This is a genomic window from Acinetobacter sp. YH12254, assembly GCF_013417415.1.
Classification (GTDB): Bacteria; Pseudomonadota; Gammaproteobacteria; order Pseudomonadales; family Moraxellaceae; genus Acinetobacter; species Acinetobacter pseudolwoffii.
This window is the reverse complement of sequence record NZ_VPEB01000012.1, coordinates 48,930-71,211: the sequence shown is the minus strand read 5'-3', so window position 1 is coordinate 71,211 and position 22,282 is coordinate 48,930. Positions and strand designations below refer to the sequence as shown.

Below are 22,282 nucleotides of genomic sequence, written 5' to 3'. Positions count from 1 at the left end.
TAGCGCAAGGTCCGAAGATCCCCTGCTTTCTCCCGTAGGACGTATGCGGTATTAGCATCCCTTTCGAGATGTTGTCCCCCACTAATAGGCAGATTCCTAAGCATTACTCACCCGTCCGCCGCTAGGTCAGTTACCGAAGCAACTTCCCCCGCTCGACTTGCATGTGTTAAGCCTGCCGCCAGCGTTCAATCTGAGCCATGATCAAACTCTTCAGTTTAAAATCAGTAGTGCCTAAAGGACACCAATCTTGGCTCATCAATTTTCTGACAAATATTTCTCAAATAAACTTCGAGTCATTTCTACCATCAATCAATGAAAATAATTTCGATCGATCAACCAGTAAAAATCCACACAAGTTGTTCTTCATAAGCTCTTAATGATCTTCTTGCTGATTCGTCACCAGCAAGCTAGGTCGGCTATATTACACTGAATTTCTAAAGTGTCAATCCGTAATTCAAATTAATTTAAACTTATCCGACAAAACCTAATCTTAACACTTCGTGCTAAGTTACTGTTTTATCAGAAGTTTTAATCTTCATCACTGCCGATGGATGTGCATTCTACAGCATTTCAGAGCGCTTGCAACACTTCTTGCAAAGATTTTTTATCGTGTGTTTGTTTTATAAACCAATAAAAATATAAATAATTGTTTTTTATATAAAATTTATTTTAATTATTTTTGATTTTCATGTAATCTAGCTAAGAACTCTCACCCAAGTAATTACAACCAATTGTTTTAATTAAAATTATTTAAAAAAATCATTTATTACGCACTCCCTATTGCTTAAGGCGTAGTCAATTCTTGTTTTATTCTTCACCGCCCTGACGCTTATATAGAAAAAACTTGTTTTATACGGCCTTCTTCCTAGAAATTGGCACTCTATTTAAATATGCAAAATAAACTCCGACCTTAAAATTAAAAAAGCCATTGCTTAAGAGCAATGGCTTTTTCAAAAGATTAGACAACAATTAAAACTTCATACTGACTCTTGCCCAGTAGTTACGGCCAATATTGTTAAATTGCTCATTGGCAGCAAATCCAAAACCAGAACTGCCCATCTTGTTCAAATGCTCGGCATAGGTACGATCTAGGACATTATCGACCCCCACAGAAAGATCTACCCCATTCGTAATGTGATATGTGCCATTTAAAGACAGTGCGCCAAAGCCTGCACTTTTCTTAACATCATAACCAACGATATTCCCTTCACGCTCACTAATTCGGTTTTGACCATCGACCAAACGCCAGTAAGCACCCAAAGTATAATTATCCTGGATATAACGTAAATTCACCCGAGCCTCTAAAGGTGAAATCTGTGGCAACGGCGTATTATCAGTGGTGTTTTCACCCCATGCGTACATGGCACTGACATCAGCCTGAATCGCATCACTAAACTGATAACCAATGCCCGCTTCTGCACCTGCAATGACAGCATCGACATTTCGTGTTTCAGCTTGATCGTTTGCATTGTATTTGGTCAAAATAAAATCTTGAATCAAGCCTGTATAGGCAGATACCCATGAACTTAGGTTTCCATGTTCATGTTGGTAACCTAAATCCAACTGTAGGGTTTTCTCAGTATCAATGCTTTTAAAGGTATTGGTATTACCATTCCCTGTTTTAGGACTGAATAATTCCCAGTAATCCGGCATACGTTCGACATAACCTAAACCGATATAAGTTTTGCCATCATCATGTTCAGGATGGGTATTTTCAAAACGTAAGAATGCACTTGGCAACGTTTTACTACGCTCTACATTCAAATCCGCCTGAAGAGATTCAGCACGTCGATCCAGAACTTCAACATGATCCAGTCGCACTCCGGATACCAGTTTATTATTTCCGCCCAGCTGATAACTCAACTCTCCAAAACCGCCATAGGACTGAAACTCCATATCAATAGAGCGAGCTTTGTCTTTATAACTGTTATGCATGCCTTTACGGATACTATGTTCATTATTCTGCGTATCGACCCCCGTAATCAGCTCGATATCATCCCACTCCTGTGTCATCGCAACCCGGGCATTTAAAGTCTTACGTGCCACGTTGGTTGCCATCGGCATATTCATCATCGGAGTGGGCTGGAACTCACGTAAACTAAAGTTATCCATCACATGATCATTAAAGTTATAGTTCACTTGAGCTTCAACTTTCTTGATTACATCAGTGACATTTTTCTTCTCAAATCTTAGACCGAGGCTTTCTCTGCCAAATTTTGAGCCATCCATTGCCCGGCCCGCATACACCGCTTCACCATCTGCTTTACCTGCGGTCAATTCAACCCAGGTATCTTCATCGGGCGTGAGACCCAAAGCCAGATCGGCATTCCAGCGCTCCCAGTCTGATGGCACAGTATTACCACTTCCATCCTGATAGCTATCAGATACAGAACGGTTGCTATTCAGACGGATATATTTCTGCTCATCACCTGCTGCCACTTCAATATTCTGATCCAGTCGGCCAAATGAACCCATCAAGACACTTGTTTGACCACGATAGTTTTTATCATCTTTAAACTGTTCCGGACTGCGTTCAAAAATCACGGTTGCGGCAGATCCAGTATTGGCATATTGAACCGTTTGCGGGCCTTTGATCACCGTAATCTGGTCGTAACTTTCTGGGGAAATATATGAGGTGGGTGAGTCCATCCGACTTGGACAGGCCCCCAGGTTTTCAGTGCCATCGGTCAGGATTTTAATTCTTGAACCAAACATACCCCGGAAAGTCACATCACCATTGGTGCCGGCACCGCTATTCACTGCACTAAAACCGACAATACTTTGTAAATAGTCTGCACCATCTGATGCCGGAATCGGTTGAATCGGCTGTTTCGGATCAGCACGGACAATCAGTCCATTGGCATCATTACCTGCTGTAGAAGTCACCACAATCGGTGCCAAAGTTTGCACGGGCATCGTTTCATTTGCCATTGTGGCTGGTGAATAACAGATAACACAAATCGCAGCCGCAAGTGGCTGTAAAAAAAATTTAGGCTGAGCCATTTTTTTATCTCACTGAATACATAAAAAAGTATGGCTTGAGTCAATAACAACCCAAGCGAAAAATGCAGGTTTATGCAGGCAGTGGCGGCGCTCGTCCCTGAGGAATTAAAAAGAGCTGCTGAAGGACAAACCAGACATGCTTAAAGGTTTTTTGATAAGCAATTAAACGGACATGAATCCGGTCAAGAACCTGTTTGATGTCCAGATCAGGTGGCAACAGCAGATTTGCGTAGACGGTACAGTACTGACACTGATGATTGGCATCATGATGCTCATGTGAGGTATGCGTCGCCTGAACAGACTGCATGGCATGTTCGGCAGCACTATGATGGGTGTGGGTATCTGTCGCTATAAAAAGCGCACGCGTGATGGTTTCGCAGACCGGAGCAATCTGATATTGCTTCGGTAACAAAGGCTGTAAAAATACAGCAATCTGTAGAAACACAGCTGCAAATGCAAATAGCAGCCCCGCGCGTAAAAACACAGGCCACTCCTAAAATATGCTCATGTCGATTATAACAAAGCCCAATCAGAATTGGGCTTTGTTGGATCATTAAAATAAATTAAAAAAATATCCTAGCGTTTAACTGCCACCTTGTCTTTATTACGCTGGCGTACCAGTTTTTCTACTTTTTCACGTGCACGTTGACGTTTTAATGGCGATAAATAATCAACAAATAACTTGCCATTTAAGTGATCCATTTCATGTTGGATACACACAGCGAGAAGTCCGTCAGCATCGAGCTCAAATGCTTGACCTTCCAGATTAATTGCCTCAATTTTTACACGTGACGGACGGTCAACTTTATCGTATATTTGAGGGACTGACAGACAGCCTTCTTCGTAGGGCTGCGTTTCTTCAGTCAATGGTGTAATTTTGGGGTTAATGAACACCATCGGTTGATCTTTATCTTCAGACAGATCCATAACAATCAGCTGAATATGACGATCCACCTGAGTCGCGGCAAGTCCGATACCTGGTGCTTCATACATGGTTTCAAACATATCTGCAGCGAGCTGACGAATTTCATCAGTCACATCTTCGACAGGTTGTGCAATGGTACGAAGACGGGGATCCGGGAAACTTAAAATAGGTAATAAGGCCATACTGCGTCCTCAATTATGCCATTGATCAAAAAACCAAATGAAGGGAATGCTTCATCAAAAAATGTGTGTAAGATCGTTATTATAACGCAACTACGCACATAATTTTAGGAATTATGATAATGAAAAAGGTTTTGAAGGGCATGCCATTTTTTAGTGCCTTGGGGTTTAAAAATCAGATGCTGGCACTCGCCGTTTGTGTCGGTGTCGGTATGGGGACTATTCATTCTGCCGAGGCCGCACCTGCACGTAATGTCAATCCGCCGGCATTAAAAGCCAGTGCACCCAATATTTATGTGGTCAAAAAAGGCGATACCCTCTGGGACATCTCAAAACGCTTTTTGAAAAACCCGGTGCGTTGGCCTGAAATCTGGGCCAGCAACAAGCATGTGAAAAATCCACATTGGATTTTCCCGGGCGATCGCCTGTTGATGTGTGATTACCAGGGCCGTCCGATTATTGGCAAAGATGAAGGTGATGGTTGTGACGGTATTATCAGCCGCTATCTGGGCAGCACCTCTCTGCAACCTCAGATTCGGGTTGAATCTTTAAACAATACCATTCCAGTGATTCCACTAGAACATATCAAACAGTGGCTAGAGCGCTATACCCTGATGGCGCCTGATTCAGTTCAAGGCACCCCATACATTCTTGGAACTGCAGATCAGCGCGTACTGGCGGGCAAAGGCCAGAAAGTCTATGTACGTGGTAACGGTCTGGTCGTTGGTCAACGCTATGCCGTTTATCGTGAAGCTGAGCCTTATGTATTTACCGATGCCAATGGCAAGAAATATACTGCTGCACTCGAGCTGCAACAGGTGGCATCTGGTATTGCGGTACGTAGTGAAGGTGAGGTAACCACACTGGAGCTGACTGACAGTTATAACGCGGAGGTGCGTCGCGGTGACCGCGTACTCGCTGAATACGACCCGATGTTACCGACGCTGTTCTACCCAACCAATGCAGAAAGTATTGTGCCTGGTGGTCAGATTGTGCGTGTATTGGGGTCGATTGGTACTGCAGCACGTCATAGTGTCGTCACCCTTGACCGTGGTACGGCACATGGCGTTCAGACAGGTCATGTCTTTAGCGTAAACCAGAAAGGTGAAGTGGTGACTGATCCGAAGACTAAAGAACGGGTGCAATTGCCAGGTGAGCGTATTGGTCAGGTCATGGTCTTTAAAGCCTTCGATCAATTGAGCTATGCCTATGTGCTGGATAGCGAGCTTCCAATTAAAGTGGGTGCCGGCATTCAGCCTCCTTTGTTAGAAGACTAAGGTTGCAAAGTGGGATGATGTTGATAGATCAGCATCATCTCAATTATTTTCATTCATACCAATAATAAGAAGACGCAAAAATAGGTCTCACTATGTTGAACAGATTGTCGACATCACAAATCAATGCCATCACGCTGTGGTATTTGGTGCAACATTCCCTCACCAGTTTTTATAAAATCAGTCGGCATTATGCAGATCTTGCGGATGCAGTCCATTGTTCTCAAATCGAGACCTGGCAAAAGCTCGGCCTTCATAAAAATCATATTCAACGCCTGAAAGACTTTCAAAGCAGCGAATCTCAAACCCATTTTCAACACAGTCTAGAACAGATTCAGTTGCACAGTGATTTTGTGCTTTTGCATACAGATACTGAATATCCACAACAACTGAGTCATTATGAGCATAAGCCGCCGATTCTGTTCGGGCAGGGACATGCAGATCAGTTACTCCAGCCACAAATTGCAATTGTTGGCAGTCGCAAGCCAAGTCCGCACGGACAGCAAGTCGCCTATGACTTTGCCTTTTATCTGAGTGAGCAAGGTTTTTATATTAATAGTGGCTTGGCACAAGGAATTGATGAAGCAGCACATCGGGCTGCGCTACAACATCGACGAACGATTGCAGTGATGGGTACAGGGATCGAACAGACCTATCCTGCTGTACATCAAGCACTACGTCAGCAAATGATTAACCACGGTGGTACAGTCATTACTGAGTTTTTGCCTTTTACCCCACCCTTGCAGCAGCATTTTCCACGGCGCAACCGAATTGTCAGCGGCTTAAGTCTTGGGGTGATTGTGGCAGAAGCTGCTTTAAAAAGTGGTTCATTGCTTACGGCACAATGGGCAGCGGAACAAGGCAAGAACATATTTGCAATTCCGGGGCATATTTACAGTGAACATCATCAAGGTTGTCATCAACTGATTCGTGAAGGTGCAATTTTAATTGACCATCCACAGCAAGTGATTGAGGATTTAGCCCTAGCAACACAGTGGCAAGCGAATGCAAATCACTTCAAAAAAGATACTTATCCTGAGCAAGAGCGCACTATCCCGCCCCATTTAATTCATCTTTATAATCAACTCGATTGGGTCGGACAGAGTCTGGATCAGCTCAGTTTTCATTTACAACAGGAAGTATCTTCCTTGACCAGTCAATTGATGGAACTTGAGCTGCTCGGCTTGAGTACTCAACAAGCGGGCATGTATCAGCGTTGTCGTCCACTGAAATAAAGTTCACAATAGGGCTTTGTTGTTTTGTATAAGGTATTCACATGATTACTACCTCTGTTGCTGAAGCAGCAGCATGTCTTAAAGACGGACAAGTCTTGGCATATCCTACAGAGGCTGTTTGGGGCTTGGGTTGCGACCCTTATAATGAACAGGCATTTCATCAGATTTTAAAATTGAAACAGCGCCCGATTGAAAAAGGGGTGATTCTATTGGCAGCGCATATTTCACAGGTGGAACATCTGCTGCAAGATTTAACTACAGAAATGCGTGAACAAGTGATTGAATCCTGGAGCAATGACAGACCCGCTGAACGCGCCATCACCTGGCTGCTTCCCGCGCATCAGGAGATTCCGGCCTGGATTAAGGGCGATCATCCCAAAGTGGCGGTTCGCGTTACCAACCATCCACTCTGTATGGCACTATGTCAGGCCTTTGGCGGTTTTATTGTGTCTACCAGCGCCAATCCTGCAGGATTAGAACCGGCGCGTTCACTGCAAGATGCGATTCGCTACTTTGATCAGAATCTGAATTATCTGAATGGTGACTTAGGGTTAAGCCAGCAACCGAGCCGGATTATTGACGCCGTCAGTGGGGCGATTATTCGCGACTGAGCTTTTTCAGAGTCCACGCAGATATTCAAGCTCGACTAAAGTTTTAAGACAAAAAAAAGCTCAACCATATAGGGATGGTTGAGCATAAAAAAGGATGTGCATAAATCACATCCAGAGGGTTCAGAAATCTCTGGGAGTTTGATAAAACAAGGAAAAATATGTTTAATCATTCTCGATGGATGCATTATGAGAGAAAATTAGTGCAACGACAAGTACAATAAAAAACTCAATTAATACATATTTTCTATTAATACTAGGCAACTTTTAACCAAAATTCAAACTATCTTGCTCTTTCTATTCCAGTTTTAAAATAAATTAAGATTTTTATATTTATTTTCACATTTAAAAATTGGGATTTAACAGGCTATTTCAATTAAAAAACCTTGATTGCTTGCTTAATATTCAAACAATTAATATCTTGATAAACTGTTCCTTAGCTTATCACTTTGCTCTTCCCGGATATTGTGCCCATATAATTCCCAGTAAAATGATACCACCTCCAATACTGTGATACATGGTCCAGGCTTCACCTAACCAGAGATAGGCGACTATCGCGGTAAAAACCGGCATCAGATTCATAAAAATACTGCTACGATTTGGACCGAGTTGCTGTACCGCCATCATCCAAAAAAACGGGGCTAAAATAGAAGGAAAAATTCCGGCATAAACAATACTGGCTGCATTATGGCTATTGATACTGTCCAGACCGAAGTAAAGTACCAACGGAATATGATAGAGACAGGCCATAAAAATCTGGATATACAGGCTCACTAAGAGTGGAATCTGAATCTGCCATTTCTTCAGAAACACGCCATAACACGCATAAAAAAATACTGCGATCAACATCAACAGATCGCCAATATAGCTTTCACCGACAGCTAAAAACTGCAAGCCCTGCCCTTGTGCCATGACATACATCAAACCAATAAAGGACAGAAGACTCCCTAGCACTGCAGCCTGTGTCGGGCGAATCTTTAAAACAAAAATACCCACGATAATGGTAAAAATAGGAATAAAGGCATTGATCAGCCCCATATTGGTCGCAGTAGTGTAGTGTGCCGAGCTATAGGCCAGTCCCTGATACAGCACCATTCCCAGCGCACTCAAAACAGCAAAATGTCCGAGATGCGGACGAATCTGTGGCCACGCCGCTTTGACTTTGGGCAACATGAATGGAGTTAAAATCAGCAAGGCCAAGGCCCAGCGATAAAAACTGATACTGATGGGAGAAATGTAATCTGCCACATAGCGGGTGACGGTCATATTCAGAGACCAAATCAAAACTGCGGCCAGTGGTAAGGCCATGGCCCACCAGACTGCCTTTTGTTGCTGTGTCATACTTTCATCCATGAGTCGCTGGTCTTGTTATTAAGCTATTCCTATTCGCGCATCCTAGCATAATAGATTTTTCACATAAAATTGAGGCAATTTGCAGCTTTAAGTAACTGGGCTCACCTGTTTCTACTTGTACTGAAAGCGAATACCCATTAAAACAAATACCGTTCAGTCGCAATAAACAGGAAATCTAATGACTCGCTCTGTATATGACATTCCAGTCAAAACTATTGAAGGAACAGAAACCACTTTAAACCAGTACCAGGGTAAGGTTTTGCTGGTGGTTAACGTCGCATCTAAATGTGGCCTGACGCCGCAATATGAAGGCTTACAAAAACTGTATCAGGACAAAAAAGCGGAAGGTCTGGAAATTCTGGGCTTCCCTGCCAATAATTTTTTGGAACAGGAACCGGGTAGCGAAGCCGAGATTCAGGAATTCTGTTCAGTGAATTATAAAGTCGACTTCCCGCTATTTGCTAAAATCTCTGTTGCGGGTGAAGACAAGCATCCTCTATATACCACCCTTACGCAGGCTGTACCGGAACGCATCGGTGAAGGCCCTTGGTGGAAAGATCTGGTCGATTATGGCCTGACTCCAAACCAACCGCCTGAAGTGTTATGGAACTTTGAGAAATTTCTGATCAATAAGAATGGCGAAGTGGTTGCACGTTTTGCGCCTGACATTACTGCAGATGATCCGCGAATTGTGGATGCGGTAAATGCCGAACTGGCCAAATAATTGCTAATCGCAAAGTAAGTATGTATTTACCCAATAGATACTTACTTTGTAATTTAAACACAGCGAGTTAAATACATAATGATTCATATAAATCCTATCTATAAGTCGCCCTCAACTTTTATTTTTGGCTATAGTTCGTCGCCTGTTCATCAATCTAACAGGCCTAATCTGCAACGATCCTCGGTTAGATTAACAATACACTTGAAGCAATAAACCATTGAGTAAAAGCAAGCGTATTTTCTATATCAAATGCATTCTACGCGTATGAGAAACCCGTACTGGATCAAGTGAATAGGGAGAATGTAAGCATGCATATCCAGAACTCTCCGTTTCTTAACATCATTACAGCCCAAACAATTTATTGAGTTGAAAACGTGAGTTTTATCTTTATTTTTTAAGCATTTTTAATCGAAGACGGTCTGCGCTTCAGTAAATTTGTTATAACTTTGCAACAATCTTTTTTATCTCCATAGTTTGTCCCTATATTAAATCATGAAATATTTCCACCTGCACCGAGACCCTGATTCCATGTCCAAGATTCTTGCCAATGCCGTTCTTCCTTTTGCATTATTTAGCTCAGGGATTTTACTGATGGGATGTGAACAGGCAGTTGAAGCACCCACTGAGCAAGCGGAAACTCGTAGTTCCGATCTTGACACTGCCAGCCAGCCGCAAACTGGCGCTACCGCACCAACTGAGCTTAGATCGGGCAATATGTTTTATATGGTTCGTGATGTGGCTGACTTACAGCTGAAAGCAGGCAGTTATGTGGAACAGTTGAAGCAGACTCAGACTGAGCTACAAAGTGCAGTAGAAGCCAAGGATACTCAGCAACTGCAGTCCACCGCAACCCAGTTACAACAGCAACTCAACAGCTTTAATCAGGTACTCGGCAACCTGAACTTAAAAAGTCAGGAAATTGACCAGATCCGCAGCAATATCATGAGTGCCAATCAGCAAGTCTTGGCCTCACCGCTGTTGAATGGTGACATGGATTTAAGCCAGATCGACCTGAAAAAAATTGAATCGCAGATGGTCAATGTGCAAGCTGAAATGATCAAACTGGCGGGGCTGCTGATCCAGAATCCAGAGCAAAAATCAGACAGTACGACTGAACAGGAAAATACCTAAACCTTCATCTAAGGCGATAGATCGGAAAGCATCTTCCTCAATCGCCTTATCTGCTTTACACTGTAATTTATTATAAAAACTAATTTAAATTAAAAGCTTATATCTAATAAAATAATCAGGAGTTCAATCATGTCGAATTCAGTGCTGTATTCTGTTGTTCCGGTCGAATCCCGACTTGACCTGAAAGATCCCTTTATTTTTACTGTTCACCATCAGGATCATTATCCACAAGGCAATGCCCAATTAGGGCCAGTTACACCGCCGTATCAGCATGAATATGACATGTATTATGGCGAGCAAATTCCCGGCTTTCCGGAGCATCCGCATACCGGTTTTGAAACCATTACCATTGTCGAGCGCGGTTATGTCGACCATTTTGACTCGCTCGGAAACTCGGGACGTTATGCCGCAGGTGATGTGCAATGGCTGACCACCGGCAATGGGGTACAGCACTGCGAAATGTTTCCCTTAGTTCATCAAGATCAGGATAATCCTCTGGAGCTGTTTCAAATCTGGCTGAATTCCTCACCGGAACAGAAAAAGCAGCCGGCCGATTATAAAATGTTGTGGCGTGAACAGATTCCGCATGTATTTTCAGCCAATGCAGCCGGACCTAAAGCGGATATTCGGGTCATTTCAGGGCAGTTTAAAGACACCGAAGCACTGGATCGTCCACCCCATTCTTGGGCAGCACCTGCTGAAAACAGGGTCAATATTTACCTGATCACACTTGCGCCTGAGGCAGAGCTGATTATTCCGGCAAGTACTGCGAGCGCGACGCGTTTTTGTTATTTCTACCAAGGCAAAAGTCTGGAGCTGGAAGGACAGAAAATACAGGTCAAGCATCTGATAGAACTCAAACCAGATCAGAATATTCATCTCAAAGGTGGTTTACTGGAATCACATATTTTATGGCTGGAAGGTGAACCGATCGGTGCACCGGTTGCCATGCATGGACCTTTTGTTCTGAATAGTGCTCAAGAGCTGGAGATTGCTTTCCGTCGTTATCGTGAAACCCAGTTTGGTGGCTGGCCTTGGCCAAGTGCTGAACCGTCATTTCCACCAGAACATCCACGTTTTGCCAGTTATGAAGGCGGCAAACATGAAGAATATCCAGACAAACTAGACAAAGAAGCCACTCAATAGTGGCTTCTCTGACATCAGTTCATATTATTTTTTCGGGCTTTTGACGACGACCAGTTTCTTCTGCACAAATTCTCTAAAACCATCAATCGACAGTTCATGCCCATAACCGGAGTTTTTGATTCCGCCAAATGGTAATTCGGGCGTGGTGTCGGTAAACCAGTTAATCCAGATCATGCCAGTTTCTACCCGTGACGCTAGCTTTTTCGCCCGCTCAATATCCTGAGCATGGATCACGCCACCCAGACCATAATTGGAATCATTGGCAATCGAAACAATCTCATCCTCATCCTTGGCCACATAAATCTGGGCAACCGGACCAAAGAATTCTTCATACCAGGCCGGATTATCTCGGCTGATATTTTCCAAAATCGTCGGCTGATAGAAATTGCCTGCATGCTCATACGGCTTACCACCAGTGACCACTTTCGCACCATGTTCTACCGCCTTATCGACCTGTTCAGTCAGCTTTTCCAAAGCGTCAGCGGAAGACAGTGGACCCAATGTGGTTTCAGGATCAAGCGGATCGCCAATTTTTAACCCTTCAAATACCTTGATCATGCCAGCCTTGAATTGTTCAGCGATTTTTTCATGCAGGATAAAGCGTTTTGCTGCCGTACAGACTTGGCCGGCATTATTGACGCGCGCCTGACAGCCTAATTTAATTGCGCGTTCCAGATCAGCATCATCCAGCACAATAAAGACATCATTACCGCCCAGTTCCAGCGTTGATTTTTTAAGATGTTTTCCGGCCTGCTCAGCGACAGCACTGCCCGCACCTTCTGAACCTGTGAGTGCCACACCACGTACACGTTTATCTGCAATCACCTCAGCAACCTGATCACTGCTAATAAACAGGTTGGTCCAGACACCTTTGGGTGCGCCTGCATCCAAGATCAGTTGTTCAAAAGCTTCGGCACATTGCGGTACAATTCCGGCATGTTTTGCCAGAACCGGATTACCGATGGCACAGTTCGGTGCAAAAACCCGCATTAATTGATAAAACGGAAAATTCCACGGTTCAACTGCCATAACAATGCCCAATGGATGATGCTCAACCCAAGATTCTCCCAGTTCCGTTTCGTAGGACACAGGCGCTAAAAATTCTTTGGCATGATCAGCATAGTATTCAGCAATTTTGGCGCAGGTTTCGATTTCACCTTCACTCTGCTTGATCAGTTTACCCATATCCAGCGTCATGAGCTTGGCCAGTTCCGACTTTCGCTCACGCATACTGCTAGCCAGCTTGCGCAGTACCTCAATACGGGTATCGGCCTTTTGAGCCCATTCCGATTTCAGGATTTTTTCTGCGGTATCGAGGGCATTTTGAATATCTTGATCGCTATGGGAGGGGTAGTCTTTCAATTTTTGATTGGTAAATGGATTGATAGATTGATAAGCCATGATTTTCCCTTTTTCAATTATAAGTTTCGCCTGTTCTGAACCCAGTCAAATGAAGTTATAACAAGCAAGTATCTGTTCGAATTATTTAACTTATCATTGATTTTTTTATGGTGTATGTTTGCTTACAGATTGGTTCAAAATATTACTGAGAAAGGGTAAAAGTTATATCGAGCGGTACAACAATAAGGTATGATCTGATACTATAAATAAAAGGATAACCTTCCTAAGGTATGTATTTAAGCGATATATAAGATACTTAAAGTGGCAAGCTTAGATGCAGATTTTAATAAGATTTTTAAGTATAAATATTAAGAAATGGGGAATTTGCGATTTATTGTTTATATAATCGCAAATTCATTTTTTAAAACTTATGATTTTGAAAGTTGAATCGAAGGCTTAGAGCAGTTTCCACCTATTGCTAAACTATATTTTTCAATCGCTTGCTTACCTTCAGCTTCATCAACCGCTTTTACGTTTGCACCACCAACGAATACACCTGGTTTAATATACTGCTGAATATAATAATTTTTCCCGCTCTCTGTAGATAGATTCAGATGATTAGGCGAAAACTCTGACTCAGTGGAAACAGTGTGCGTTTTACCTCCTTCTACCTCTTTATAAAAATATACACCACGAGCAGTTTCACCTAAGCATTCACCATTAATCCAAATATCTTTTTTAAGTGCTGCACCTACAACATTCTTCGAGCGGTACACATAGATTCCTGCTTGACCTACTTGTGGTGCTTGTACAGTTTTTTGTTGTTCTACTGCTTGTAGATTTGCTTTCGGAACCGATGCACAACCAACAAAGCCTATTGACAATAAAAACGGTAAAATTACTTTATTTGACACCCCGGAATCCCCTTATTTATTTTTAAGAAACCGAAATATAACAAAAATATAAATTATTTCCTAATAAAGGATATTAATTTTTACGCATAAAAAAACCACCCTTTCGGGTGGTTTTTTCAATCTCAAACCGTCTCTTACTGAGCGCGGTTTTTGATTTTGCGGATCGTTTCCAGCTGAGCAGCAGTTTCTGCAAGAGCAGCCAAAGCAGCAGCAGCGTCCAAATCGCCCTTTTGATTTGCTAGCAATTGTTCAGCGTGTTTACGCGCTTCAATAATTGCAGCTTCATCTAAGTTTTCTGCACGGACTGCAGTATCTGCAAGAACCGTAACAACATGCGGTTGAACTTCTAGAACACCACCAGATACATAGATCAACTCTTCTGTACCGTTTTCCAAAATAACGCGGATCGCGCCAGGTTGGAGCAAAGTTACCAGCGGAGCGTGACCAGGCATAATACCTAACTCACCGCCAGCACCTTTAGCAATTAGCATAGTTACAGTGCCTGAGTACAAAGACTCTTGAACACTTACAACGTCACATTGCATAGTCGCCATGAGAATCTCCTAAATTAGGGAACTAATTAAAGTTTCTCAGCTTTAGCAATCACTTCGTCAATACCACCAACCATGTAGAACGCTTGTTCTGGGATGTGATCGTATTCACCAGCTAGAAGACCTTTAAAGCCACGAATCGTTTCTTTAAGAGATACTAATTTACCAGGAGCACCAGTAAATACTTCAGCTACGTGGAACGGTTGAGAGAAGAAACGCTGGATTTTACGCGCACGGTAAACAACCAGTTTATCTTCTTCAGCAAGCTCGTCCATACCAAGAATCGCGATGATGTCTTTAAGCTCTTTATAACGTTGCAATACGTTCTGTACAGAACGTGCAATTTCATAATGCTCTTGACCAACAACTAACGGATCTAATTGGCGTGAAGTTGAGTCTAGTGGATCGATCGCTGGGTAAATACCAGAAGATGCGATGTCACGGCTCAATACAACAGTTGCGTCTAAGTGAGCAAACGTTGTAGCAGGCGATGGATCTGTCAAGTCATCGGCAGGTACGTATACCGCTTGGATTGACGTAATAGAACCAGACTTAGTCGATGTAATACGTTCTTGAAGAACACCCATCTCTTCTGCAAGTGTAGGCTGGTAACCTACTGCAGATGGCATACGACCTAGAAGTGCTGATACTTCAGTACCCGCTAGTGTATAACGATAAATGTTATCTACGAACAATAGTACGTCACGGCCTTTACCGTTTTCGTCTTTCTCGTCACGGAAATATTCAGCCATAGTAAGACCAGTCAACGCTACGCGTAAACGGTTACCTGGTGGCTCGTTCATCTGACCGTAGACCATTGCTACTTTGTCTAGAACGTTAGAATCTTTCATTTCGTGATAGAAGTCATTACCTTCACGAGTACGCTCACCAACACCAGCAAACACAGATAAACCTGAGTGAGCTTTCGCGATGTTGTTGATCAATTCCATCATGTTTACAGTTTTACCAACACCGGCACCACCGAACAGACCAACTTTACCACCTTTAGCGAACGGGCAAAGTAAGTCAATGACTTTAATACCAGTTTCTAAAAGGTCAGTAGAAGCTGCTTGTTCTGCATAAGAAGGTGCAGAGCGGTGAATTGGTAAACGCGCTTCAGTCGCAACAGGACCAGCTTCGTCGATCGGGCGACCAAGAACGTCCATGATACGGCCTAGAGTCGCTGTACCTACAGGTACAGAAATCGGCGCACCAGTGTTAACTACGTTCAAACCACGCTTAAGGCCTTCAGTAGAACCCATTGCAATAGTACGAACTACGCCATCACCAAGCTGTTGCTGAACTTCTAAAGTAGTTTCAGTACCATCTACTTGGAGAGCGTCATAGATCTTAGGAACGCTGTTGCGTTCAAACTCGACGTCGATAACCGCGCCGATGATCTGAATGATACGACCGCTATTCATTGCTGTCTCCTCAATTCAAAATAATGTTAAACGGCAGCGGCACCACCAACGATCTCAGAAATTTCCTGAGTAATCGCGGCTTGACGCAGCTTGTTATAAATAAGTTGCAGGCTCTTAATGATCTCGCCTGCGTTGTCTGTCGCTGCTTTCATAGCGACCATACGTGCAGACTGCTCACATGCGATGTTTTCAATCACACCTTGATACACCACAGACTCGATATAGCGAACTAACAAGCCATTTAAAAGCTCTTCAGCTTCAGGCTCGTAGATATAATCCCAACCGTATTGACGGTTAAGAGTCTTGTCTTCTTCAGCAGCAGCCAAAGGAACAAGTTGTTCGATCTTTTGATTTTGAGTCATGGCATTGACAAAGCCGTTTGACACTAGATAAATACGATCTAACTCGCCTTTATCATAAGCATCCAACATCACCTGTACAGAACCAGATAACTGCTCAAGACTTGGAGTATCACCGACTTGCGTCGTCGCCCCAAGCACTTTACCGCCGTAGTTTTTAAAAAACGAAACCGCTTTTTGACCAATTAAAGCAAATTGAACTTCAATTGACTGCTCTTGTTGCTGCTGTACGTGTTTAACCACTTTTTTGAACAGGTTAATGTTCAAACCACCAGCAAGGCCGCGATCTGAAGACACAATGATATAGCCAACGCGCTTAACCGGGCGTTCAACCATATAACGGTGTTTGTATTCAGGATTCGCTTGGACCAAATGAGCAATTACACGGTGCATATTTTCGGCATACGGACGGCCTTGAGCCATGCGCTCTTGCGCACGACGCATCTTAGAAGCTGCTACCATTTGCATCGCTCGAGTAATCTTCTGCGTGCTCTTGATACTAGCTACTTTGGCGCGAATTTCTTTTAAATTTGCCATACGCTTAACCTAGTATTCGAAAGCCCTTGCGAGCTTCCGAAGGTTGATTCCGTGAACCAAACCAACACTAAATTCAACTAAGGTTGAACTTAGTAAGTTTGAGTCGCTTTAAAGCTTTCAATACCTGCTTTGATTGCAGCTTCGATGTCTTTGTTGTAATCACCAGAGGCATCGATTTGTTGCATTAACGCAGCATGTTCTGAACGGAAGTAAGAAATCAACGCAGCATCAAAGTCTACGATTTTCTTCACTTCAACGTCAGTCATATAACCTTCGTTAGATGCATAAATTGAAACAGCCTGGTCAGCAATTGAATATGGAGCATATTGTTTTTGCTTCATTAATTCAGTTACACGTTGACCATGTTCAAGTTGCTTACGAGTTGCTTCGTCAAGATCAGAAGCGAACTGAGCAAATGCTGCCAATTCACGGTATTGCGCCAAAGCAGTACGGATACCACCAGACAATTTCTTGATGATCTTAGTTTGCGCTGAACCACCAACACGAGATACAGAGATACCCGCGTTCACAGCAGGACGAATACCTGCGTTGAATAATGATGTTTCAAGGAAGATCTGACCATCAGTAATCGAAATTACGTTGGTTGGTACGAATGCAGATACGTCACCCGCTTGAGTTTCAATAATCGGCAATGCAGTTAATGAACCAGTTTGGCCTTTAACTTCACCGTTAGTGAATTTCTCAACGTAGTCAGCAGATACACGAGAAGCACGTTCAAGTAGACGTGAATGTAGATAGAACACGTCACCTGGATAAGCTTCACGACCTGGTGGACGGCGTAAAAGCAATGAAATTTGACGATACGCAACAGCTTGCTTAGACAAGTCATCATAAATGATTAACGCGTCTTCACCACGGTCACGGTAGTATTCACCCATTGTACAGCCAGAGTACGGAGCCAAATACAGCATTGCTGCTGGATCAGATGCACCTGCTGCGACAACAGTGGTATACGCCATAGCGCCAGTTTCTTCTAGCTTGCGTACCACGTTAGCGATAGTCGATTGTTTTTGACCGATTGCTACGTATACACATTTAATGCCAGAGTTTTTCTGAGCGATGATCGCGTCGATCGCCATTGCTGTTTTACCAGTTTGACGGTCACCAATGATCAACTCACGTTGACCACGGCCTACAGGGATCATTGTATCTACTGATTTATAACCAGTTTGTACAGGTTGATCCACTGATTGACGCCAAATTACGCCTGGTGCTACTTTTTCAACAGCATCAGTTAATTTTGCATCAATAGGGCCTTTACCATCAATCGGGTTACCCAAAGCATCTACTACACGGCCTAAAAGTTCTGGACCAACCGGAACTTCTAATACACGACCTGTGCAACGCGCTTTTTGACCTTCTTGAAGGCTTAAGTAGTTACCTAAAACAACGACGCCCACTGAATCCTGTTCTAGGTTCAGTGCCATACCGTAAAGGCCGCCGTCGAATTCGATCATTTCACCGTACATAGCGTCAGCTAAGCCGTGAATACGCACAATACCGTCGGAAACCATAACAATGGTTCCTTCGTTCTTAGCGGTTGCGCTGGTGTCCAGATCGCCGATACGCTGTTTAATGAGCGCACTGATCTCGGATGGATTCAGTTGTTGCATTGCGCTATACCTCAATCTTTTTAAAGTTCAGTCTTCTAAATGCAATTAAGCAAGAAGACGAGTACGCATTTTTTCAAGCTTGTTAAGCGCAGAATCATCTATCACTTGGTCGCCTGCACGAATAACTACACCAGCAATCAGCGCTGGGTTAACTTCTACAGAAACATTTACCGCCGCTTCGAATTTTTTCTCTAATGCGTGAGTAAGAAGTTGTTCCTGTACAGAAGTCAATGGGAATGCTGATTCAATCACAACATCCACAGTATTGTTATTCTGTGATTTGAGCTGTTCATATTCTGCAGCAATTTCAGGAAGAAGTTCCAAACGGTTGTTTTCAGCAAGCAATGTCAAGAAGTTAGACACTGCTGCAGTTTGGTCTTCACCTAAAACTTTAGCAAAAAGAGACACCTGCTCAGCAGGTGTAAGCTCAGGGCGATTTAGATAAGCTGAAAATGCTTCGTCTTGCACCGCAGCACTGAGCAATTCAAGTGCAGTTGACCAAGAGTCAGTTGCACCCTGCTCAGAAGCGTAAGCAAATGCTGCTTTTGCGTAAGGGCGTGCCAACGTCAAGAGTTCAGCCATAATCCGCCTCTCTTAAAGTTTAGCAGCCAGCTGAGTCAGCATGGCATTGTGAGCTTCTGCATCAACTTGCTGGCTAAGAATTTTCTCAGCACCAGTCACTGCAAGAGCAGCCACTTGTTGACGCAATTCTTCGCGAGCAGAATTGATTTCGGTATCAACAGCTTCTTTCGCTTGTTGACGAATACGCTCACCTTCAGCAGATGCTTGAGTACGCGCTTCTTCTACCAACTGTGCTGCACGACGGTTCGCTTGTTCGATCAATTGAGCCGCTTGTGCTTTTGCCGTGTCCAGTTCAGCTTTCACTTGTGCTTGCGCATCTGCAAGGTCAGCTTTCGCTTTTTCAGCAGCATTTAAGCCATCAGCGATACGACGCTGACGTTCACTAATCGCATTGATTAGTGGTGGCCATACAAACTTCATGCAGAACGCGACAAAAATCGCAAACGCAATCGCTTGGCCAAACAATGTGAGGTTGATATTCATTGCAAATTCCTCAAATAGTGAATTTCGGAATTAAGCTGATTAACCTACAAATGGATTAGCGAAGATGAAGAACAAGCCAATACCAACACCGATCATAGGCACAGCATCAAGAAGACCTGCGATTAAGAACATACGAGTTTGAAGTTGCGGAGCCAATTCTGGTTGACGAGCAACAGCTTCAAGGAAACGGCCGCCTAGAAGACCAAAACCAATCGCAGTACCTAAAGCACCGAAAGCGATCAAGATAGCAGATGCAATTGCAACTAGACCTAAAGTGAGTTCCATGATAATTCCTCAGAGGTTAGGTTTTATACCAAATTAAGTTAAAAAATTGTGTGCCCAACCATCCGTTGACAGTTAGGCAATACCATTAATGCTTTTCGCTTGCCATACTCATGTACACGATAGTCAACATCATGAAAATGAATGCTTGTAGCGTAATAATCAAAATGTGGAAAATCGCCCAAGGCACAGACAACGCCCACTGGATCCAGAACGGTAATAACGCGATAAGAATGAAGATTAACTCACCCGCATACATGTTACCGAACAGTCGTAGAGCCAATGAAACTGGTCGCGCCAAGAAAGTGGTCAATTCCAACAATAAGTTGAATGGAATCAAAAGCACTTTAGCAACTGGGTTACTTGGGTTAAATGGGTTAAGTGCTAACTCACCAACGAAGCCGCCAACACCTTTCTCACGAATACTATAGAAAATGATCAAGAAGAATACAGAAATAGACATACCGAGGGTAACGTTTGGATCTGTAGTCGGAACAATTTTAAAGTAAACCTGATGAGGGTCTACACCCAGCATAGAAGCAATCGCGTGTTGAGCTACATAAGGAATAAAGTCAACAGGGATCAAATCCATCAAGTTCATGAGGAAAATCCACACGAAAATGGTTAAAGCTAAGGGTGCAATTAATCGAGACTTCCCGTGGAAGGTATCACGTACACTTGAATCTACAAACTCGATAATCATTTCAATTGCAGACTGGAACTTGGTAGGAACACCAGCATTAGCCGCTTTCGCAACCAACCAGAACAACAAACAGAAAATCAGACCCAGTCCGATAGACCAACCCATTGAATCCAAGTGAATAGCAGTGAACCCCATCTGTTGAGCTTCAGCACCGCTCTCGGCCAATTTCCATGTACCATCTGGCATTTTGCCATAGGTCATGTTGGTCAAGTGATGCTTGATATACTCGGTCGAAGTAAGGGCATGTTCTTCAGCAGCCATAAATCACACCTGGTCAATGTCAAAAAACTAATAGAACAAACGAATATCGCGTGCTGCTTGATATCTCGCCTGCTCCTGAAAAACTTTTCAATTTCTTGTTGTGTCTATACTCATTTTTGTAGACGTGACGCCCAAAACGGAGCGACCCACGACATGGCTTGAACAAGTATAAAACCACAAAACAACGCCACCGCTGACAACGGTTCGACATTGCTTAAAATTAAAATGAAACCAACAATCACAATTGCAAACTTTCCCATTAAGCCTTTATACATGTTCGAAAGAACTTGTTTAGACGCGCGGGCTCCTGCTGCTCGAAACGATTGCCACGAAAAATAACAAGTCGCAAGCCAACAAACGAGCGCACCTAATGCTGCACTCAGGGCTGCGGTTGAGTCTTTCACGACCCAGCCGATCAAGGCTGAAACAGGGATCATACAGGCTTGCAGGAGGACCAAAGCTTTCGCTAATCGTCGGTCAATCAAGCGACTAGTTCGGCTCATTATTTATTCACTCACAGCAATCATGCTTGACAAGTTTAACAGGTGATTATTTTTAATCGCAGGCATTATAGAGTTACACCCCTGAACATGCAATCTTTTCCCGACCTTAGTCGTGTTTTTTTAAATCGGGGCAATGCTGTTAAACTAATCAAAATCTGTCTATTTTTTAAATCATTAGCGTGCATTTAATACGCACTTCTGGGTTTCTGCTGCTAATTGCTGCCAGGCTTGCACAAAGTCCCCTGCCCCGCTCATGCTTTCATCGACATGCTGAAACACCACCGGTTTAAGTTTTCGGTACTGATTTTCACTGGCATGCCCTTCGGCCAGAAGGCACATTTTAGGCTGTGGACGATGATCCTGTAAGAACTTGATTTGAGCCACAGTTGGCGAGACATGTGGATCATCGGTCAGTGCGCCCATGAACTTCAGATTCAAGGGACGTTCCAGATATTGATAGGCATCATGATACGACCAGTAAGCTTTGGCTTTAGTGCTGGAACTATAACGCTGGGCCGTCGCAAACATGCTTTGCGCAAAGTCGCGTGCATTTTTCCAGTACAGTTCACGGTTCTCCGGCAATTGTTGCGAACGCAGCGCCGCAATAAAGAAGCCAATCCTTACGGCATTGTTTGGATCGAGCCAGACATGCGTATCTACCGTATTTTTTAAGGCCTCACCACGCGGGTTACGCATCGGCAATGTGGTCAAAATACCGGATTCCAAAATAGCGATACCTTTATGACTGTCATTCAGCACTTTGGCCAGCGGTGCTTCATGCGCCTGACCCAGCCAGATCACCAGACCGGCATCCTGAATGATTTTACGATGTGCCGGGGTCAGACTGACATCATGTCCGCTCTGATTGGCCAGTAATAAAGTCGGCTGTTCCACGCCCTGGGTAATTTTCTTGGCAATCAGATAGATCGGCTGAGTCGAGACCACCAGACTTTGTGACCAACTGAGTGTGCTGAACAAAGCCAAAAGACCCATTGCAAGGAGACGGAACATGAGTAGAAATCACTTAAAAACGAAAAAATTAGTGAGTGTTATAATATAACAAAAATACAAAAATACCTATGCCCAATCGAAACTCTGAACGCTTCATGTTAAGATTTGAAATCTATTAA

General features: G+C 43.5%; 22 protein-coding genes and 1 rRNA gene. 6 read left to right on the top strand and 17 right to left on the bottom strand.

What is annotated here, in order from left to right:
• The 4 genes from FTV29_RS10390 to def all read right to left on the bottom strand — a co-directional run.
• Window positions 1–217, bottom strand: a 16S ribosomal RNA gene (locus FTV29_RS10390); the annotation flags it as partial.
• A 752-nt stretch (window positions 218–969) separates the two neighbouring features.
• Window positions 970–3,003, bottom strand: a complete 2,034-nt coding sequence (locus tag FTV29_RS10385; RefSeq protein ID WP_180072507.1) for a TonB-dependent copper receptor — start codon at window positions 3,001–3,003, stop codon at window positions 970–972.
• 70 nt (window positions 3,004–3,073) lie between these two features.
• Window positions 3,074–3,487: a DUF2946 family protein gene (locus FTV29_RS10380; RefSeq protein WP_159138879.1), complete on the bottom strand. Its 414-nt coding sequence runs from the start codon at window positions 3,485–3,487 to the stop codon at window positions 3,074–3,076.
• Window positions 3,488–3,579: 92 nt separating this feature from the next.
• On the bottom strand, window positions 3,580–4,110 hold the full coding sequence (gene def / locus FTV29_RS10375) for a peptide deformylase (protein WP_180075487.1): 531 nt from the start codon (window positions 4,108–4,110) through the stop codon (window positions 3,580–3,582).
• Window positions 4,111–4,229: 119 nt separating this feature from the next.
• On the opposite strand from def, the gene FTV29_RS10370 reads away from it, so the two are divergent.
• The 3 genes from FTV29_RS10370 to FTV29_RS10360 all read left to right on the top strand — a co-directional run bounded on the left by FTV29_RS10370 (window position 4,230) and on the right by FTV29_RS10360 (window position 7,227).
• The gene (locus tag FTV29_RS10370) at window positions 4,230–5,384 is read left to right on the top strand and encodes a LysM peptidoglycan-binding domain-containing protein (protein WP_005094531.1); all 1,155 of its coding nucleotides are present in this window, start codon (window positions 4,230–4,232) and stop codon (window positions 5,382–5,384) included.
• A gap of 92 nt (window positions 5,385–5,476) precedes the next feature.
• On the top strand, window positions 5,477–6,616 hold the full coding sequence (gene dprA, locus FTV29_RS10365) for a DNA-processing protein DprA (protein ID WP_180075486.1): 1,140 nt from the start codon (window positions 5,477–5,479) through the stop codon (window positions 6,614–6,616).
• Window positions 6,617–6,657: 41 nt separating this feature from the next.
• Entirely contained in the window at window positions 6,658–7,227 is a 570-nt protein-coding gene (locus FTV29_RS10360; RefSeq protein ID WP_074383691.1) for an L-threonylcarbamoyladenylate synthase, read from the top strand.
• Between the two features lie 441 nt (window positions 7,228–7,668).
• Here FTV29_RS10360 and FTV29_RS10355 read toward each other — a convergent pair whose 3' ends face one another.
• On the bottom strand, window positions 7,669–8,565 hold the full coding sequence (locus FTV29_RS10355) for a DMT family transporter (RefSeq protein ID WP_180075485.1): 897 nt from the start codon (window positions 8,563–8,565) through the stop codon (window positions 7,669–7,671).
• A gap of 190 nt (window positions 8,566–8,755) precedes the next feature.
• On the opposite strand from FTV29_RS10355, the gene FTV29_RS10350 reads away from it, so the two are divergent.
• The 3 genes from FTV29_RS10350 (at window position 8,756) to FTV29_RS10340 (ending at window position 11,578) form a co-directional block, all read left to right on the top strand.
• Window positions 8,756–9,301 carry a glutathione peroxidase gene (locus tag FTV29_RS10350; RefSeq protein ID WP_004281007.1) on the top strand — a complete coding sequence of 182 codons (546 nt, stop codon included), beginning with the start codon at window positions 8,756–8,758 and terminating at the stop codon, window positions 9,299–9,301.
• 528 nt (window positions 9,302–9,829) lie between these two features.
• A complete protein-coding gene (locus FTV29_RS10345) occupies window positions 9,830–10,432 on the top strand; it encodes a hypothetical protein (protein WP_005173841.1) in 603 nt (200 codons plus the stop codon).
• 129 nt (window positions 10,433–10,561) lie between these two features.
• On the top strand, window positions 10,562–11,578 hold the full coding sequence (locus FTV29_RS10340) for a pirin family protein (RefSeq protein ID WP_180075484.1): 1,017 nt from the start codon (window positions 10,562–10,564) through the stop codon (window positions 11,576–11,578).
• A 24-nt stretch (window positions 11,579–11,602) separates the two neighbouring features.
• On the opposite strand, the gene FTV29_RS10335 is transcribed toward FTV29_RS10340, so the two are convergent.
• From FTV29_RS10335 to FTV29_RS10280, 12 genes are all read right to left on the bottom strand, one after another.
• The gene (locus tag FTV29_RS10335) at window positions 11,603–12,979 is read right to left on the bottom strand and encodes an NAD-dependent succinate-semialdehyde dehydrogenase (protein WP_180075483.1); all 1,377 of its coding nucleotides are present in this window, start codon (window positions 12,977–12,979) and stop codon (window positions 11,603–11,605) included.
• 368 nt (window positions 12,980–13,347) lie between these two features.
• Complete coding sequence (locus FTV29_RS10330) at window positions 13,348–13,833, bottom strand: DUF2846 domain-containing protein (protein ID WP_180072504.1); 486 nt, start codon at window positions 13,831–13,833, stop codon at window positions 13,348–13,350.
• A gap of 134 nt (window positions 13,834–13,967) precedes the next feature.
• Window positions 13,968–14,387, bottom strand: a complete 420-nt coding sequence (locus FTV29_RS10325) for a F0F1 ATP synthase subunit epsilon (RefSeq protein WP_064096955.1) — start codon at window positions 14,385–14,387, stop codon at window positions 13,968–13,970.
• A gap of 26 nt (window positions 14,388–14,413) precedes the next feature.
• Window positions 14,414–15,808, bottom strand: a complete 1,395-nt coding sequence (atpD, locus tag FTV29_RS10320; RefSeq protein ID WP_004280997.1) for a F0F1 ATP synthase subunit beta — start codon at window positions 15,806–15,808, stop codon at window positions 14,414–14,416.
• 26 nt (window positions 15,809–15,834) lie between these two features.
• Window positions 15,835–16,704 (bottom strand): F0F1 ATP synthase subunit gamma, encoded by an 870-nt coding sequence (gene atpG, locus FTV29_RS10315; protein ID WP_004280996.1) that lies wholly within the window; start codon window positions 16,702–16,704, stop codon window positions 15,835–15,837.
• A gap of 89 nt (window positions 16,705–16,793) precedes the next feature.
• A complete protein-coding gene (gene atpA / locus FTV29_RS10310; protein WP_100355398.1) occupies window positions 16,794–18,338 on the bottom strand; it encodes a F0F1 ATP synthase subunit alpha in 1,545 nt (514 codons plus the stop codon).
• Window positions 18,339–18,383: 45 nt separating this feature from the next.
• Window positions 18,384–18,920: a F0F1 ATP synthase subunit delta gene (locus FTV29_RS10305; protein WP_180075482.1), complete on the bottom strand. Its 537-nt coding sequence runs from the start codon at window positions 18,918–18,920 to the stop codon at window positions 18,384–18,386.
• A 12-nt stretch (window positions 18,921–18,932) separates the two neighbouring features.
• A complete protein-coding gene (locus FTV29_RS10300) occupies window positions 18,933–19,403 on the bottom strand; it encodes a F0F1 ATP synthase subunit B (protein ID WP_005173825.1) in 471 nt (156 codons plus the stop codon).
• 39 nt (window positions 19,404–19,442) lie between these two features.
• Entirely contained in the window at window positions 19,443–19,688 is a 246-nt protein-coding gene (atpE, locus tag FTV29_RS10295; RefSeq protein WP_000424060.1) for a F0F1 ATP synthase subunit C, read from the bottom strand.
• 85 nt (window positions 19,689–19,773) lie between these two features.
• Window positions 19,774–20,649 (bottom strand): F0F1 ATP synthase subunit A, encoded by an 876-nt coding sequence (gene atpB, locus FTV29_RS10290; RefSeq protein WP_005094552.1) that lies wholly within the window; start codon window positions 20,647–20,649, stop codon window positions 19,774–19,776.
• A gap of 110 nt (window positions 20,650–20,759) precedes the next feature.
• Window positions 20,760–21,152 (bottom strand): ATP synthase subunit I, encoded by a 393-nt coding sequence (locus tag FTV29_RS10285; protein ID WP_005173819.1) that lies wholly within the window; start codon window positions 21,150–21,152, stop codon window positions 20,760–20,762.
• 174 nt (window positions 21,153–21,326) lie between these two features.
• Entirely contained in the window at window positions 21,327–22,163 is an 837-nt protein-coding gene (locus FTV29_RS10280; RefSeq protein ID WP_100329707.1) for a metal ABC transporter solute-binding protein, Zn/Mn family, read from the bottom strand.
• Between the last annotated feature and the right edge of the window lie 119 nt (window positions 22,164–22,282).

Excerpts from the sequence above, each read along its gene's own strand:
- FTV29_RS10360 (WP_074383691.1), top strand. The coding sequence starts at position 6,658 with ATGATTACTACCTCTGTTGCTGAAGCAGCAGCATGTCTTAAAGACGGA.
- atpA (WP_100355398.1), bottom strand. The coding sequence starts at position 18,338 with ATGCAACAACTGAATCCATCCGAGATCAGTGCGCTCATTAAACAGCGT.
- dprA (WP_180075486.1), top strand. The coding sequence starts at position 5,477 with ATGTTGAACAGATTGTCGACATCACAAATCAATGCCATCACGCTGTGG.
- FTV29_RS10300 (WP_005173825.1), bottom strand. The coding sequence starts at position 19,403 with ATGAATATCAACCTCACATTGTTTGGCCAAGCGATTGCGTTTGCGATT.
- def (WP_180075487.1), bottom strand. The coding sequence starts at position 4,110 with ATGGCCTTATTACCTATTTTAAGTTTCCCGGATCCCCGTCTTCGTACC.
- atpG (WP_004280996.1), bottom strand. The coding sequence starts at position 16,704 with ATGGCAAATTTAAAAGAAATTCGCGCCAAAGTAGCTAGTATCAAGAGC.
- FTV29_RS10340 (WP_180075484.1), top strand. The coding sequence starts at position 10,562 with ATGTCGAATTCAGTGCTGTATTCTGTTGTTCCGGTCGAATCCCGACTT.
- atpB (WP_005094552.1), bottom strand. The coding sequence starts at position 20,649 with ATGGCTGCTGAAGAACATGCCCTTACTTCGACCGAGTATATCAAGCAT.
- FTV29_RS10385 (WP_180072507.1), bottom strand. The coding sequence starts at position 3,003 with ATGGCTCAGCCTAAATTTTTTTTACAGCCACTTGCGGCTGCGATTTGT.
- FTV29_RS10280 (WP_100329707.1), bottom strand. The coding sequence starts at position 22,163 with ATGTTCCGTCTCCTTGCAATGGGTCTTTTGGCTTTGTTCAGCACACTC.
- FTV29_RS10285 (WP_005173819.1), bottom strand. The coding sequence starts at position 21,152 with ATGAGCCGAACTAGTCGCTTGATTGACCGACGATTAGCGAAAGCTTTG.
- FTV29_RS10345 (WP_005173841.1), top strand. The coding sequence starts at position 9,830 with ATGTCCAAGATTCTTGCCAATGCCGTTCTTCCTTTTGCATTATTTAGC.
- FTV29_RS10305 (WP_180075482.1), bottom strand. The coding sequence starts at position 18,920 with ATGGCTGAACTCTTGACGTTGGCACGCCCTTACGCAAAAGCAGCATTT.
- FTV29_RS10325 (WP_064096955.1), bottom strand. The coding sequence starts at position 14,387 with ATGGCGACTATGCAATGTGACGTTGTAAGTGTTCAAGAGTCTTTGTAC.
- FTV29_RS10355 (WP_180075485.1), bottom strand. The coding sequence starts at position 8,565 with ATGACACAGCAACAAAAGGCAGTCTGGTGGGCCATGGCCTTACCACTG.
- FTV29_RS10370 (WP_005094531.1), top strand. The coding sequence starts at position 4,230 with ATGAAAAAGGTTTTGAAGGGCATGCCATTTTTTAGTGCCTTGGGGTTT.
- atpD (WP_004280997.1), bottom strand. The coding sequence starts at position 15,808 with ATGAATAGCGGTCGTATCATTCAGATCATCGGCGCGGTTATCGACGTC.
- atpE (WP_000424060.1), bottom strand. The coding sequence starts at position 19,688 with ATGGAACTCACTTTAGGTCTAGTTGCAATTGCATCTGCTATCTTGATC.
- FTV29_RS10335 (WP_180075483.1), bottom strand. The coding sequence starts at position 12,979 with ATGGCTTATCAATCTATCAATCCATTTACCAATCAAAAATTGAAAGAC.
- FTV29_RS10350 (WP_004281007.1), top strand. The coding sequence starts at position 8,756 with ATGACTCGCTCTGTATATGACATTCCAGTCAAAACTATTGAAGGAACA.